At 43.3% G+C, this 15456-nt stretch carries 12 protein-coding genes; 6 read left to right on the top strand and 6 right to left on the bottom strand.

Annotation, left to right across the window (positions count from 1 at the left end; all coding sequences use genetic code 11):
* Positions 1 to 18: 18 nt before the first annotated feature.
* Both BGP76_RS06595 and dnaX read right to left on the bottom strand, forming a co-directional pair.
* The gene (locus BGP76_RS06595) at positions 19 to 198 is read right to left on the bottom strand and encodes a hypothetical protein (RefSeq protein WP_216011972.1); all 180 of its coding nucleotides are present in this window, start codon (positions 196 to 198) and stop codon (positions 19 to 21) included.
* Between the two features lie 413 nt (positions 199 to 611).
* The gene (gene dnaX / locus BGP76_RS06590) at positions 612 to 1727 is read right to left on the bottom strand and encodes a DNA polymerase III subunit gamma/tau (RefSeq protein ID WP_073123084.1); all 1116 of its coding nucleotides are present in this window, start codon (positions 1725 to 1727) and stop codon (positions 612 to 614) included.
* A 217-nt stretch (positions 1728 to 1944) separates the two neighbouring features.
* On the opposite strand from dnaX, the gene BGP76_RS06585 reads away from it, so the two are divergent.
* From BGP76_RS06585 to BGP76_RS06565, 5 genes are all read left to right on the top strand, one after another.
* Positions 1945 to 2262, top strand: a complete 318-nt coding sequence (locus BGP76_RS06585) for a hypothetical protein (protein WP_147407394.1) — start codon at positions 1945 to 1947, stop codon at positions 2260 to 2262.
* Between the two features lie 158 nt (positions 2263 to 2420).
* The gene (locus BGP76_RS06580) at positions 2421 to 3404 is read left to right on the top strand and encodes a hypothetical protein (RefSeq protein WP_147407393.1); all 984 of its coding nucleotides are present in this window, start codon (positions 2421 to 2423) and stop codon (positions 3402 to 3404) included.
* A 10-nt stretch (positions 3405 to 3414) separates the two neighbouring features.
* A complete protein-coding gene (locus BGP76_RS06575) occupies positions 3415 to 6063 on the top strand; it encodes a CHAT domain-containing protein (RefSeq protein ID WP_158584109.1) in 2649 nt (882 codons plus the stop codon).
* A gap of 68 nt (positions 6064 to 6131) precedes the next feature.
* Positions 6132 to 7916, top strand: coding sequence for an ATP-binding protein (locus BGP76_RS06570; protein ID WP_119844045.1), 1785 nt, complete (start codon positions 6132 to 6134; stop codon positions 7914 to 7916).
* A 105-nt stretch (positions 7917 to 8021) separates the two neighbouring features.
* Entirely contained in the window at positions 8022 to 10613 is a 2592-nt protein-coding gene (locus tag BGP76_RS06565) for a M1 family aminopeptidase (RefSeq protein WP_158584107.1), read from the top strand.
* A 19-nt stretch (positions 10614 to 10632) separates the two neighbouring features.
* On the opposite strand, the gene BGP76_RS06560 is transcribed toward BGP76_RS06565, so the two are convergent.
* The 3 genes from BGP76_RS06560 to BGP76_RS06550 all read right to left on the bottom strand — a co-directional run bounded on the left by BGP76_RS06560 (position 10633) and on the right by BGP76_RS06550 (position 13667).
* The gene (locus tag BGP76_RS06560; RefSeq protein WP_073123071.1) at positions 10633 to 12366 is read right to left on the bottom strand and encodes an ABC transporter ATP-binding protein; all 1734 of its coding nucleotides are present in this window, start codon (positions 12364 to 12366) and stop codon (positions 10633 to 10635) included.
* Positions 12367 to 12457: 91 nt separating this feature from the next.
* A complete protein-coding gene (locus BGP76_RS06555; RefSeq protein WP_073123069.1) occupies positions 12458 to 13054 on the bottom strand; it encodes a hypothetical protein in 597 nt (198 codons plus the stop codon).
* A 1-nt stretch (position 13055) separates the two neighbouring features.
* Complete coding sequence (locus BGP76_RS06550; protein WP_119844043.1) at positions 13056 to 13667, bottom strand: DUF4136 domain-containing protein; 612 nt, start codon at positions 13665 to 13667, stop codon at positions 13056 to 13058.
* Positions 13668 to 13832: 165 nt separating this feature from the next.
* Between BGP76_RS06550 and BGP76_RS06545 the strand changes: the two genes are divergently transcribed.
* A complete protein-coding gene (locus BGP76_RS06545; RefSeq protein ID WP_119844042.1) occupies positions 13833 to 14216 on the top strand; it encodes a rhodanese-like domain-containing protein in 384 nt (127 codons plus the stop codon).
* Here the strand turns inward: BGP76_RS06545 and BGP76_RS06540 are convergent.
* The gene (locus tag BGP76_RS06540; protein ID WP_119844041.1) at positions 14213 to 15403 is read right to left on the bottom strand and encodes an exo-beta-N-acetylmuramidase NamZ domain-containing protein; all 1191 of its coding nucleotides are present in this window, start codon (positions 15401 to 15403) and stop codon (positions 14213 to 14215) included. The two genes, BGP76_RS06545 and BGP76_RS06540, sit on opposite strands and share 4 nt — an antisense overlap.
* Between the last annotated feature and the right edge of the window lie 53 nt (positions 15404 to 15456).

The raw sequence follows: 15456 nt of genomic DNA, 5'->3' as shown, positions 1-15456 counted from the left end.
TACAGGAGATCATGGTGTTTAAAACTCTGTATCTAGCCCTAGATCATCTCTCAGTTTAAGTAGGCTAGGGTTTTTCTTAGCCATCACAGCGAAGATCTCAGTACTGGTGTATGGTTTTCGATCTTCCTGATTTTCAGAGAACTTGTAGCTGACCTGTATCATAGAATTTTTTAATTCCTTTCTTAGGAACTCTAACATCTCTACTTCTACATTTTGCACCATAGTAGCCTCCACACGGTTAGAGATAGGATACTCAATGGTGAGTTCATTTAGCTGAAAAGGACGTTTAAGTACGTTTTTGACAGAGACTGATGGAGAGAATTTTTCTACATACTCAGTTATTTTTCTGACAATATCATCTTTCGTGACTGGACGAGATTCAACAACTACGGGAGCCTCTTCTTTGGTTTGATTAGAAATCTCTTCTGCCTTTGGTTTGTTGAAAATATTTTTCAGACTAGGCGTTTCTTTGGCCTTGGTCTGTGGTTTTTCTGGCGGAGTTAGCTTCTCTGATTGTGGCTTTTTACGCTCGGAGGAGTCTGCCGATGGTGTGGACCCTAGAGTTGATGAAGGTGAAGCTGTTGAAGTACTTTTGGTAGAAGCTTCTGCGCTTATGCCGTCGCTAATTTTTTTTTTACGGGCTCTGTGCCTGTAGATAACTGAAAAGCTTGTTTGAGGTAGCCTAATTTCATGATGGCTAACTCTACATGTAACCTCTGATTTTTGCTAGACTTATACTGTAAATCTGCTTGGTTCAGTATGTTGAGGCCAGACATGAGGAAGGACAGGTTCACTGCCTTTGCCTGCTCGATGTATTTTTGTTCTATGCTTTTTGATACGTTGAGTAGCTTCACCGTTTCAGGGTCTTTGCAGACCATGAGGTTTCTAAAATGTTCCGTCAGACCTACGAGGAAGTTGTGCCCATCAAAACCATTTCTTAGAATCTCGTCATAGATCAGTAGTGATGAAGATACATTCTCAGCGTATAGATTTTCGGTCAGTTTAAAAAAGTAATCATAGTCAAGAATATGAAGATTCTTGATTGTGTCTTGGTAGGTAACTTTGTTACCTGATGAAAATGTTACAATCAGGTCAAAGATGGATAGTGCATCTCTGAGCGCACCATCAGCCTTTTGAGCAATGAGATGTAGCGCTTCGTCCTCTACGTCAATGTTTTCGCTCTCAGCTATTTTTTTGAGCTGATAGGTAATGTCATCTATTTCAATTCTGTTGAAATCAAATATTTGACATCTAGATAATATAGTAGGGATGACCTTATGTTTTTCGGTCGTCGCTAGGATGAAAATCGCATAAGAAGGTGGTTCTTCGAGGGTTTTCAAGAAAGCATTGAAAGCCTGATTCGAGAGCATGTGAACCTCATCTATGATATAGACTTTAAAGGAACCTTGCTGAGGAGGGTAACGTACCTGATCGATCAGGTTTCGGATGTCCTCTACCGAGTTGTTAGAGGCAGCATCGAGTTCGTAGATGTTGAGTGCGTTGACTTGTTCACCTCCTTGTTGGTCATCGAATTTGTTGACCATTCTCGCTAAAATACGCGCACAAGTGGTTTTACCTACTCCTCTAGGTCCGCAGAAAAGCAGTGCCTGAGCCAAGTGATTGTTGTCAATGGCATTCTTTAGAGTCGTCGTAATGTGGCTTTGTCCTACCACTTCATCAAAGCCCAGAGGTCTATATTTCCTTGCCGATACTACGAAATTCTCCATGCGTGCAATTTAAGCATGCGTTTGATATATCTACAAGTCGTAGGTTAATATTCTTATTTAAATTTCGGAAGTGGGGAATGGCTATGCTCTACAAGTTAGCCTGAGTTTAGTATGGTGATTTTTATAATTATTTGCACTATGAGAATTGTTTGCATGATGCCTCTGCCTTAGATTTGTTGATAATAAGTTAGATACTTCAACCAATTAATCAATAGCTATGTACAAGAGAATTTTATTACTTTCTGTTTTCAGTTTGTTTATTTGTTTTACAGCCTTGTGTCAGGAGGATGGCAAAACGAAAAAGAGTAAAGAACAGGTAAAATCAGGAGATGTGTCTGAAAAGCATGCCTTTCACATACATCAGCATGTGATGATCACCAAAAAAGATGGTGCACAAGTAGAGGCTGTGATCCACGGGCATTTGTCGAGGAAGACCTATTGGGTGCGTGAGTGGCACGGGAACCGTGAAGGCAAGGTGAAAGAAAAGTATATGCGACCTATGACTGAGCAAGAAGTTGCTACTTTGAAAAAGTAGCCGTTTGAATTATGTGCTCCCTTCTGTTGTGAAGGAATGAAATGAACCGATGTGTAAACTTCGGTTTTTTCGTTTAGTGCTAGATTATTTGTAATAATTCTATTCTGAATCGTTAAGTCATTAATTTACGATTCAAAATCAATATAACTCCAAACTCATTGAAAAAACTAAGAATATCCTATTTAGTGCTACTCTTACTAGTAGCGACGTGGTCTGATATGCTAGGACAAGGTTGTAGTGATGCAGGGTTTTGCACCATGGGAGCCATGAAGCCTGACCAATATTATAGTGAAAAAGTAGACGTTAAACTCCGGTCGGTAGAGATCAATGCCTATCGTGGCACGACGACATTGTCTCCAGTGGTCTATGTATTGACGGCTGATATGACTTTTTCTATCACCAATAAACTGTTTGTACAAGCCAAAGTGCCCTACCAGACTGTGACGGGTAATCTAGGAGACACTGGAGGCTTAGGAGACATATCTCTGAGTTTAACTCGAAATTTGCTAGAGACAAAAAAAGGTGTCCTTAGTGCAACTGTTGGTACCAAGATTCCTTCAAATCATTCAGATATCGAAAAGCAAAACAATGAATTCTTGTCAGAGGGTCAGGATTTGCCGATGTATTATCAAACCAGTTTGGGTTCTTACGACTTCATTGCTGGGGGGGCTTGGATCAACGAAAAATGGCTTTTCGCAACAGGTATTCAGATAGCCCTCACGCAAAATCAAAATGACTTCAGGTGGGGACAGTGGCTTGGATACCCTAATGGGCAGCCGCACGCTGAACCTGACCCTTATATATTTGAGTATCCACTAGCTAATAATCTCAAAAGAGGAACAGACGTGATGCTGAGAGTGGAGAGAAATTTTCGTTTCACGAATTTCAACTTCAATGTGGGGCTACTACCAATATATCGAATTACTAAAGACGAAGTGTACGATTTCGACATTGACCAGCGCGTGAAGCTAGATGGCACAACTGGACTGGCTTTGACGGCATTGCTAGGGGCAGGCTATAGTTTTAATGTCAACAGTGGGGTTAAGTTTTTGTATGGAAAGAAAATAACGGATCGAAAAGTTAATCCAGATGGATTGACCAGAAATTATGTAACCAGTCTGAGCTATGTGTATAGATTTTAAAGCGTTCGTCTTGATAATACTATTTGGGACAATGGTATGGACTGGACATGCACAGGATATGGCAAAAGCCAATCAACTGCTAGAGTCATCACAGTATCTGGAGGCTCATCAGATGTATGCTGAGTTGGCGGATCAGTTTTGGGAAAACAAACAATGGAATTCTTATGCAGTATCTCGGCTCAAGATATCGACCTGTGAACTAGCATTAGGCCATATCGACGTGTCTATTCAAGAAGCAGAGCGTATCTTGGAGTTTGCCCACGGATACCTGCAAGACACAAGTGAGTTGGTAGGGCAGACACGCTTACTGATGGGCAGTGCGCTCCTACATGTGGGGCGAAACGACCTTGCTCTGGAACAACTACTTCTAGCTGAACCGAATATCTCTGACGCTACATTGGATAAAGCCGAGTGCTATGAAAGCATGGCGATAGCGTACTGGAACAATGGAAACGATGACTTAGCACTGCAGTATCATGAGAGAGCTTTTGGGATGCGAAAGCAGCTCGGTGCTCCTGATGGACTGTTAGGAGACTCTAACAACAATATAGGTCTCGTTTATATCAAGGATGAACCACGTCAAAGTATGATTTATCTCAATCGTGCCTTGAGGTACTATCAGTCAGATGTAGATCAAAACCGTCAAAAGATAGGTGTGTGTTATATCAATTTGGCCTTTGCCGAAGTGGGGTTGGGCAACTATCAAGATGCTTTGCATTATTTGGATAGGCTGGATAGTATGTGGACGAAACTGTACGCTGGGGATCATCCCAATAAGGCGTTTGCACTGAGTAGTAGGGGGCGTATTCTCAAATTGAAGGGCGCCTATGATGAGGCATTGACCTATCAAGAAGAAGCTTTGGCAATGTATAAGTCGCTACACGGAGAGAAGCATCCAGATGTGGCCAATACCTATTTTTTGATCGGGCAGCTGTACCAAGAACGAAAGGATTACCAGCAAGCAGCGAGCTACTATCAACAATCGATCTATGCCAACCTCTACGATCAGCAGTATGAGGACTTGTATGATGTGCCAGAGGTTAAAAATTACTACCACGCAGAAATCTTATTGTCCTCTCTACAATCCAAAGCACAGGCTTTAGAGGCGCTACATTTTGAGAAGTCGCTAAAGCTGAGAGATATCAACGGCGCACTGGATAGTTACCTGCGCTGTGACGAGTTGATCGGTAAGATTCGTCAGCAGCGCATCAATGAGCAGGACAAGCTCCGTCTGGCGGCTATTGCCGCAGATGTCTATGAAAACGGGATCAGTGTCTCCAAGTACCTCAGCGAGCGGACTTTTCAGCGCAAGCATTACCTGGATATCGCTTTTGATTTCATGGAGAGAAGTAAAGCGGCTGTGTTGCTAGAGGCGATTACGGAGACGAAGGCCAAACACTTTGCCGGTATTTCGGATGAGGATCTTGCTACTGAAGACAGCCTGAAAACGGAGATTGATATGCTGGAGCAGATGATGTTGCAGGATATTTCAGATGTGCAGCGGAGCGAGTTTCAAAATCAACTCTTTACCTATGAGTCAGCATTGAGAGATTTTGTGTCTTTGTTGGAAGAAAAACACCCTGAGTATTTCAAATTGAAATATGATACGCATCTAGCGACTTTGTCAGAGTTGCAAGTTAGTTTGGCCGAAGGAGAAGGTGTATTGTCTTACTTTACAGCAAAGGATAAAATCTACATATTCTTGGTGACGCACCGAAAGTCAATATTGACGGAGGTCGAAATAGGGCAAAATTGGAGTGGTAAAGTCATAGGTATGAGAAACGCCATCAAATACCAGATGCAGGAAGAGTTCATGGATATATCCCAACAAATGTACGAGACCTTGATACCGTCTGGGATAGACCCGTTGCATACGTTGACCATATTGCCTGACGGAGTGTTGTCGACGATTCCATTCGAGAGCTTAGTAAAGTCTGATCGTGATGGGAACCGATATTTGATAGAGCAAGCAGCGGTGAACTATGACTATAGTGCCACGCTATACCTCAGTAATATATCCAGTCAACCGACGGCTACCAACCGGCAAGTGCTATTGATTGCGCCAGTGGATTTTGATCGTTTGGATGGAATGTCAGACCTGCCTGCGACTATGGACGAAGTGAATGAGATCAAATACCTTTTTGGAGGGAATGATGTAGAGGTAAATATGGCGGTAAGGGCTGATGCATCCAAGGAAGTTTTGGTAGGCGATCTGTCTAGCTACCACTATCTACACTTTGCTACGCATGGGGTAGTTAACGAGTCCAATCCAGATCAGTCACGAATCTATATGCATTCGACTGCTAGCAGCGATGGTAGACTGTACTGTAGCGAAATATATAATCTCAAACTCAATGCAGGGCTCGTGTCCCTGTCAGCTTGTGAGACGGGGTTAGGTAAGATTTCGAAGGGAGAGGGCGTGATAGGTCTGAGTCGTGCGCTTAAGTACGCAGGTGCTAAAAATCTCATGGTCTCACTATGGCAGGTCAATGATCAATCTACCTCAGATATGATGATTTCCTTTTATCAAAACCACTTGTATCATTCGGATCAGGAAGGGTATAGTGATGATTTGAGAAAAGCCAAATTGAAAATGATTGGTTCAGACGATTTTTCAGCACCTTACTATTGGGCACCATTTGTTTTGGTTGGGAGATAAACCGGTCATCATGAGATGTGTTTTGTTTTGGCTAAGTTTACACCGTTACTTTTTATCAAACTGGAATTATGAAAAGGACTTTTTTCTTGCGGTTTTGGTTGATAGTGGTACTGTTTTCGTTTTTGGCAAGCGCGCAAGCAAGTGACTTGACATGGCAGCAGGCGCAGCAAAACAAAGGGGGTGTCATTACAATACAGTACAAACTCAATGAGCCTTTTCTGCTCTCTAACGATGGTGTCTTAGAAGGGCTGGAGTATGAGATGATGATTGGGTTTCAGCGTTTCTTGTCCAAAAAATACGGCGTAAAAATTCAATACAAGTGGCACGAGTGGCAAACCCTCGCCGAGATATTCGGGCAAATACAGAATGAAGAGAATGCGGGTGACATAGGTCTGGACATCATCTCATGGACTGCTGATCGTGAGCGGAATGTTAAATTCTCCAATCCCTACTTTCCTGATTTTCAGGTTTTGGTGACTCATAGGACCAACCCTACAGTCCTGCATGAGGAGGATTTTAGCAATCCATACAGCGATTATACAGCGATCTCTGTACTCGGTACGACTTATGATCAGAACCTGAAACGGATCAAAGAAGCTAATCAGTTCGGGTTCGAGTTGAAGTACATAGATAAGAGTACACAGATCATCCAAGAAGTGGCCGCTACGCCTAGGAGTTTTGGGTATAGCGACCTGACGCGGTATCTTTTGGCGCTAGATCAGAACTGGCCTATCAAACGGCTCAATGCTTTTGCCATGAAAGGGCATGGGTTGGGCGTGGTTTTTAATCATAACTCGGACTGGGATGCCCCCTTCAATGAGTACCTGGCAAGCCCTGAATTTGCGCGTATCAAGAAGGGTAGCGTACAGCGCTACTTCGGCTCGGAGTTCAATGCATTCATCAAGAATCTCTCGAACCATCAAGACGAAGAAGTCGTCCTCCTGATGCAGGAAAAAATGTTCATGGACGAGGAACTAGAACTAAATCGCCAGGAGGTAGAGCGTCAGACCCGTGTCAAAAACCTCATGCTGGTTATCATTGCTTTTGCGGTGGTTATTGCCTTCTTCTTATTCAACCGGAGTTGGATCAAATCCAAAGCGAATAAACAGCTCCTCGAACATCAAGAAATGATCGAAAAGCAAAACGAAGAACTCATCGCTGTGAATCAGGACAAAAATAATTTCATTCACATCCTATCGCATGACCTCCGTGCTCCCATCAATAACATCAACAGCATCTCAAAGATCTTGAGCGCTGACCTGAAACTAGAAGAAGGAGAAACCAAGATGCTACACCACATCACGACCGAGTCACAGCGTCTGAGTGACATGGTGACACGGATATTGGATATCGAAAAGATAGAGTCTCGCACAATAGACGAATACCAGCCCGTAGACCTTGGTAAGCTGCTCGCAGAGATAGCAAAGAATTTTTCTTCAGCAGCAGCGGCAAAGAGTATTTCGATAGAGACAGATTTGGAGGAAGGTACCTACATTATGGGGTTGGATGAGTTTGTTTTCCATGTGTTTGACAATTTGTTATCCAATGCCATCAAGTTTTCTCCTCTTAAAAAGAGCATTTATATCAGTACGAACCGAGTAGGGGAAGACATAGAAATCAGTATACGAGATGAAGGGCCTGGTATCTCTGAGGCAGACCAGGTTAAAATGTTTCATAAATTTCAGGTATTGACTGCTAAAGCTACGGGAGGAGAACAGTCCAATGGACTCGGCCTATCTATCGTCAGCAAATACATAGGACTCTTAGAGGGTAACCTTCGCTGCGAATCGACATTAGGAGAAGGTACGGCCTTTATCGTGTCTTTTAAAGCAGTCTCTCATTCAGCTAGATAGCTGAATAGAGGTTTTTCTATTTTTACCAAACGCAATCTTTTAAGAATCGGATGAGACCAGAAGTCCTGTCTCATGTGTAGTTTAGTGGTAAATAATACTATCGATATGAGGTCAATTCTTTTTTGGTTGTGGTTAGGTGCTATGGTAGGGGTGTCGTGTTCTGAGCGACCCAAGAGGACGTTGGCGCCAGGTGTGTCCAAGGAACTGGCAGATGATCGTGCGAAGTGGATCAAATCCATTCATTACGATTTGCATTTTACCATCCCAAAAGATCAAAATGAGGTTGTACTCGGTCAAGCAACTCTTTCCTTCAAAATCAAAACACCAAAGGACTTGATATTGGATTTTACGGAGGGGAAACAGCACATCACCAAATGGATCGTTAATGGTGAGACCGAAGAGGTTTATGAAGAAAATGAGCACCTTTTCATCCCAAGTGATCAACTAAAGTCAGGCTATAACTCAATAGAAATTGATTTTGTCGCAGGAGCGGAAGCCCTCAATCGGACAGAAGACTACATGTACACGCTGTTCGTACCCAACAAAGCGTCAAGTGCTTTTCCATGTTTTGATCAGCCGAATCTAAAAAGTACGTTTAGCCTTTCGCTCGATTATCCATCAGGATGGTCAAGTATGGCTAACGCCAAAGTCAAGGAAGAAACGGTTCATGGCGATCAGGTAAAGGTAGTTTTTGAAAAGACAGAGGCTATTAGTACCTATTTGTTTGCTTTTGTCGTGGGGGATTTTGACAAGCGGGTTTTATCAAATGGCACATTCTCCATGGAAGTCATGCATCGCGAGCCCATAGACAGTATGTTGGAGACGAACTTGGATGAGATACTTCGGTTGCACGTTCAGTCTTTGGCGTGGCTGGAGTCTTATACGGGGATTGCTTACCCTTTCCACAAGTTTGGGGTATCCCTCATTCCGGGTTTTCAGTTTGGGGGAATGGAGCATCCAGGTGTGATTGACTACAAGGCCTCTTTGCTCATGCTCGAATCTTCTGCTACCGCAGAGGCAGAACGCAGACGTGCAGCACTGATAGCACACGAGACCGCGCATATGTGGTTTGGCAACTATGTGACCATGACTTGGTTCGACGATGTATGGATGAAAGAGGTTTTTGCCAGTTTTATGGCAGACAAGATCGTGGCTCAACTGTACCCTGAGGTTAATGATGATCTAGTTTTTCTCTACGATCATTATCCTAGTGCCTACGCTGTAGACCGCACTGCGGGTACTGTACCGATCAGACAGCCATTGGCTAATCTCAATCAGGCAGCGAATATGTACAGCAACATCATCTATGACAAGGCACCTATCATGATGCGGCAGTTGGAGCAGCGTGTGGGGGAACGCGTCTTGCAGTCCGCACTGACGGACTATCTGGATAGTTTTTCTTACAGCAACGCGGACTGGGAGGATCTAATGACTATCCTACAGCGGGTATCGGGAGAGGATCTGTCTGCTTTCAATCAAGCGTGGGTTTACCAGACGGGGATGCCATTCTTTGAGCTCAAAGAAGTGCGCAGTGAGGCGGTCAATGAGTTTGATATCATACAGCATGATCCGAAAGGTGAAGGCCGAGTCTGGCCGCAGTATTCGGATATCATGTTCTCGGATGAGGTTGGGTTTGTGAAAGAGAATTTGACGTTAGATAAGATACATACCGTATTGCCAATCAATGCTACTGTAGAAGATAGTCGCATGATATTGCTCAATGCTGGTGGTCAAGGTTATGGCGTGTTTACCCATGGGTTAGGTTATATCAAGGGCGAATTTCTGTTTAATCGTGCCAGGGTAGATCTGTCTCGTTATGAAGATGACTTGACTCGTGGGGCTGCCTACATCAATCTTCATGAGTATCTACTCCAAGAAGGTTTTCACCCACAGTTGTATTTTTATTTCCTACAGAACTATCTCAGAGAGGAAAAGAATGAGATAATTATAGCGTATCTACTGTCCAATCTAGAGCAGGTATATGACCAGTTTTTTAACGGATCGATGCGTGCTGATAATGTGGCGCAGATCGAATCTACACTACTCGCAAAACTAGATGCGGTAGAGGATGTGCAAGTGAAGACATCGCTGTTCAATGCCTATATACGTATGGCGTCTTCGCCAGAAGCTGTAGATCGCATGAAACAGTTTTGGGAAAGTGAAGGGCTGCCCGATGGGATCATGCTTTCCAGCCGTCAGTTCGAGAGTCTTGCCCTCAATATTGCGCTCAAAGGGACAGCAGAGGATGAGTCATATATCGATTGGCAGATCGATCGCATGGACAATGAGGATAGGATCAAACGACTACAGTTTATCCGGCCAGCTGTGTCGCATGACTCGGCGGTTAGGATGTCTTTTTTCGAAGGACTCAAAAAACCAGCCAATCGTAAAAATGAACCTTGGGTGATTTCTGCCTTGTACTACTTGCATCACCCGATACGAAACGAAGCGTCTGTGGCTATGATCGCACCATCGCTGCAACTGCTGGCGGAACTACAGCAGACTGGAGATATTTTCTTTACGAAACGATGGCTAGATCAGACCTTATATGGTTACAACTCTGCTACGGCAGTACAGACGGTTCGTGATTTTATAGAGACCGCACCACTCGATGTGCATACGCGCAACAAACTGCTACAGTCTTCCGATCTCTTGTTTCGATCAGAGAAGAACCTGAGCGAATATCTCGGAGAATAATTAGACGGAGTATATCGAATTAGATTCTAGCCTGATAGGTGTAGAGTTCGTAGTAGCGTCCTTCTTTTTGGATTAGTTGGTCGTGTGTTCCTGATTCTTCTATTTGTCCACCCTCGATGACGAGTATCTGATCTGCCTGTTTGATAGTACTGAGCCTATGTGCGATTACAAAGGTTGTCCGTCCTTTCATCAGTGATTTGAGACTTTCTTGAATGTAAGATTCACTTTCCGTGTCTAGGTTGGAAGTTGCCTCGTCTAGGATCAGTATTTTGGGATCAGCCAAAATCGCTCTTGCGATAGCGATTCTTTGTCTCTGGCCTCCTGATAGCTTGACGCCACGTTCGCCGATTACAGTATCTAATCCATCTTCGAACCGATCCGTGAACTCTCTCACATGCGCAGCATTCACTGCGTTGATGAGGTCTGATTCGCTAGAGTCGGGACGAGGAAAGAGGATGTTTTCTCGAATTGTCCCCTCGAATAGGAAATCATCTTGTAATACTACACCCAGATTCATTCTATAGCTCTGGAGTGTGACTTTTGATAGATCTTTCCCATCGATCATCACTTGCCCAGATGCAGGAGAAATAAAAGAAGCTACTAATCCAGCGATCGTAGACTTACCAGACCCTGATGTGCCTACTAGCGCGGTTACACTGCCTTTCGGTGCCTCGAAGGATACTTCTTTGATGACATTCTTGCCTTCTTCATAGGCAAAAGAGACTTGATCGAATTTGATATCACCAGATACCTGATCTAGGATAATGTCTCGTTCGCTGATTTCATCTTCGCTATCCATGGTCATGATCTCCTCAGTTCGATCCAGCCCTGCAAAGGCTTCTGTGAGTTGACTGCCGATGTTACTCATCTGCACGATGGGTGCGATCATAAACCCTAGGTAGAGGGTGAAAGACAGGAATTCGCCAATCGTCAAGTCATCATGAATGATCATGTATCCTCCTATACCCATGATACCTGTAGAGGCGATTCCGAGCAGGAAAGTAGCCGAACTGGTAACAATGGCAGTAGAGGTGAGGCTTTTCTTGACATTGTCATAGAGCTTCATCGTACCTGCTTCGAAGGTTTTGATTTCTTGTTCTTCGGCATTGAAGCCTTTGATGACACGAATGCCATTTAGTGTTTCGGTGAGTCTGCCGGTTACTTCCGCATTGATTTTGCCTCGGGTTCTAAATATCGGACGAATGTAACTAAAGGCTTTCATGGAGATAAAACCAAAGATTCCCACGGGTATCAGTACATATAGCGTCATCATCGGACTGATTCGGATGAGCAGCCCTAGGGAAATGATGGCAGTGAGAATACCACCAAAGAGTTGTACTAATCCCGTTCCGACAAGGTTTCGGACGCCTTCTACATCACTCATGATACGAGAGACCAGTGCACCACTCTTATTGTTATCGAAGAAGTTGATCGGGAGCTGAATGATTTTCTTTTGCACCTTGACTCTGAGTTGGGCGATCAAGTGTTGTGCCTCTACACTGAGTAGGCGAGTCAGCGCATAACTGGTGATGGCTTGTACTACGATAGCACCGCCTACGACTGCTACGAGGACTTTGAGCATTTCATAGTCACCTTTGGCGATCACATCATCCATCAGGTACTGGCTGGAGCCTGGTAGAATCAAACTCGCCAGTCTACTGACGATAATCAATACTAAACCGATGAGAAGGAGCTTTTTTCTAGGTAGGATGATGGTCTTGAATACTTGACCAAGGGTAGTTTTTTGACTCATAGAAAGGGGTAAAAAAATAATCTTAACCTACTTACGCAGCTTTTACGAAATAGATTAAGATTATGAAAGATAAAAAAAGTAGATCTAAAGATTAATACCCTACACCGTAACCAATGTTGATGATAAATGACTGAATTTGGTAATCATTTGAAGACTGAAAGGCTTGATCATATCTTGCGCTGAGGTTTAGTCCACCACCTCTCAAACCCACTGGGATGTAAACACCGATTTCGGGAGATAGGGTGTAGTTTCCAGTGGTTTCGGATACTTCCCAGAGACCTATTTGTATGTTTTCATTGACGATCGATACCCCTGTGTTGATACCAAAATAAGGTCTGACTCCTCCGTCTTGACCACCGTATATATGGACGTTGGCCATGATTGGATAGATGTTGAGATGTCGAATTTTTCTACCCCATATATCTAGACCGTCTTTGACAGCGTGTAGTCCAGTGGATTTGTCATGGTACAATTGCCATCCCGCATAGCCCCCGAATGAGACAAAATCATAGATGAATTTTCGGCCACCAATGTTGAATCCACCGAAGCTAGGCTGATCTGTGTAGTCTACTAATTCGGCCACAGGTATCGCTATAGACCAGTTGGCTATGAACAGGGATTCTTGTGATCGCGCAACGTTGAAGCTAGTTATGAGGACTAGCGCTAATATGATTGATTTTAGTTTCATCTTAATTCTGGTCTAAATATGGAGATTGGACAAAGGCTTGATCGATTAACTCATTGATGCGGGCTTTAGTCAAATTTTGGCGAAGCACCCCGTTGATAACGGAGACCCATAGTGCCTTTGAGTTTTCATCTTGCTCTTGTATAGCATTTTGATCAATAATGGTGATGATGATAGATCCCGTCTCGTACGAATAGACATATCCAGGTGTTGGAGGGTAATATCCCCATCCCCAACCAGGGTACCATGGATCCCACCAGTACCAACAGTCCCAACAACCACCCCATTCGTACTGCTCGTTGGTCAGTACCTCGGGTAGAACGATGAGGTCCGGGGTAGTGAGACTAGGGTTTACTTCTGTATAGCCATAGTCATCTAGGTTTTGTTTGATCTCGTCAAGAATAATTTGATCAAACTGATGATCAGAATCATTGTTTGCATCATGATGAAGAATAGAGTCTGGGATGGAATAGGTGATGAAATTTCCAGATTCGATAGCTTCTAAATTATAACTGGTCGCTACTACATCCAGCTGGTCGGCAGTAGTCACATCGTCATAATAACATCCGTATAAAAGCCCTGAAATGGCTATAAGAATTAAAATGAGATTTTTCATGGAAATGATAATGTTAGATAGTGAATAGACGAAATTAGTAAAAATCAATGGCTCATTGTTCGAGAATGAATTAAAATGACTTTACTAAAATAAGTGAAAAGTATTCTCCGTTTTGTTCTAAAATAAATTTACTTAATTTTGGACACCTAACTTTAAAGCATTGTTATGAAATCAACCTTACTAATGCTCGTAATGAGTATAATCTTTTGTTCTTGTGGTTCTCAAAAAGTAGAACTGGTTTCGGCCAACGATTTTCATCAATCCTACCAAGACGATGAAGATGCTGTGCTTTTGGATCTTCGAACCACTGAAGAAATGGCGGATGGAGCCCTAGATGGAGCCGTTCAGTTAGATTTTCATCAACCTAGCTTTAACAATGACCTCTTAGCGTTAGATAAGTCTAAGACCTACTACATCTACTGTCGTAGTGGAGGGCGAAGTGGTCGTACCGCTAAGTTGATGAAGGAAAATGGCTTCCAAAAAGTCTATGATCTTGATGGCGGGATATCCGATTGGATCACTGAGGGCTTACCCGTAGTGACTCCCTAGTCCTGATATAACAGATATTTTTTTCTATCCTTTTTAAAGTTCCCAAGCTTAGGCTCCCAACTGTCTTTGATTTCTTGAGCAGATCGTCCATTTAGGATTTGTTCTTGAAGTCGACTATTGCCTGCGAGTTTGTTGAAGAAGGAGTTGAAAAACTCCTCTGGTGTCTTGTGGTAGAGTTCGATGATATATTCCAAATTGATAGCACTGAGTGGTTTGGTTGAGCGTAGATCAGTGCCGTAGCAGGTTTTCTTCTCATGTTTTGGGTGTTTGGAATAGCCAGGCATACTCACGGGGCGAAAGGAAAAGTTACCCAATAGACTAGAGTCTCCAGGATAGCCTATCACTTGAAATGGGAAGTGGGTACCTCTACCTACACTGATTTTCGTTCCCTCAAATAGACAGAGACTAGGGTACAGGTTGATAGATTGGTCGTTAGGTAGATTAGGGGATGGTGCGATAGGCAGAGGGTAAACCTGTTGATGATCCCAATTTTCGATAGGGATTATCGTGAGTTTTAGGTCAGAAGCCGTTTCGAGCCACGCTTCACCGACGATCATCTGTGCTAGTTCTCCAGCAGTCATTCCATATACTATAGGTATAGGGAGCATCCCCACAAATGACTGGTAGTCCATATCCAAAACAGGCCCATCTACATAGTGACCATTAGGATTAGGACGATCCAAAATGAGGAATTCTAATCCCGAATCAGCACATGCCTCCATCATATAATGCATACTGCTGATATAAGTATAGAAGCGAGCTCCTACATCTTGGATGTCGTATATGACTAGATCTAAATCGGCCAGATGGTCTTTACTAGGTTTTTTGTTTTTCCCATAGAGGGAAATAACAGGTAACCCAGTTTTTTCATCTCTGCCATCGGAGACTGTTTCGCCATTGGCAAGATCACCTCTAAACCCGTGCTCAGGCGCAAAAATTGTCTGAACCTGAATCCCATGACTTAGTAGTGTGTCCAGTAAGTGCGTATCACCTATATAAGATGTGTGATTCACGAGGAGTCCTATCTTTTTGCCTTGTAACAGGGAGAGGTACCGATGCAATTGTTCCGCACCTGTTATGACTGGGCGAGACTGCTCGGGTGGAGGAGTGCAAGCGCTCAGTTTGAGCCCTAAAAGTAATAGAAAAGTTACGAGCAAGTATTTCTTAATATTGTGATCTCTGTTCATCGAATTTTGGTTTATTTTACGCCACCACACGAATGTAGCAAGATTTTAGAAGT

The organism is Reichenbachiella sp. MSK19-1 (assembly GCF_003590315.1).
Lineage (GTDB): Bacteria > Bacteroidota > Bacteroidia > Cytophagales > Cyclobacteriaceae > Reichenbachiella > Reichenbachiella agariperforans.
The sequence above is the reverse complement of the archived record's forward strand: the minus strand, read 5'-3'. Positions and strand labels throughout refer to the sequence as shown.

Coding starts and splice junctions, on each gene's coding strand:
- BGP76_RS06595 (WP_216011972.1), bottom strand. CDS start 198: ATGTTAGAGTTCCTAAGAAAGGAATTAAAAAATTCTATGATACAGGTC.
- dnaX (WP_073123084.1), bottom strand. CDS start 1,727: ATGGAGAATTTCGTAGTATCGGCAAGGAAATATAGACCTCTGGGCTTT.
- BGP76_RS06585 (WP_147407394.1), top strand. CDS start 1,945: ATGTACAAGAGAATTTTATTACTTTCTGTTTTCAGTTTGTTTATTTGT.
- BGP76_RS06570 (WP_119844045.1), top strand. CDS start 6,132: ATGAAAAGGACTTTTTTCTTGCGGTTTTGGTTGATAGTGGTACTGTTT.
- BGP76_RS06565 (WP_158584107.1), top strand. CDS start 8,022: ATGAGGTCAATTCTTTTTTGGTTGTGGTTAGGTGCTATGGTAGGGGTG.
- BGP76_RS06560 (WP_073123071.1), bottom strand. CDS start 12,366: ATGAGTCAAAAAACTACCCTTGGTCAAGTATTCAAGACCATCATCCTA.
- BGP76_RS06555 (WP_073123069.1), bottom strand. CDS start 13,054: ATGAAACTAAAATCAATCATATTAGCGCTAGTCCTCATAACTAGCTTC.
- BGP76_RS06550 (WP_119844043.1), bottom strand. CDS start 13,667: ATGAAAAATCTCATTTTAATTCTTATAGCCATTTCAGGGCTTTTATAC.
- BGP76_RS06545 (WP_119844042.1), top strand. CDS start 13,833: ATGAAATCAACCTTACTAATGCTCGTAATGAGTATAATCTTTTGTTCT.
- BGP76_RS06540 (WP_119844041.1), bottom strand. CDS start 15,403: ATGAACAGAGATCACAATATTAAGAAATACTTGCTCGTAACTTTTCTA.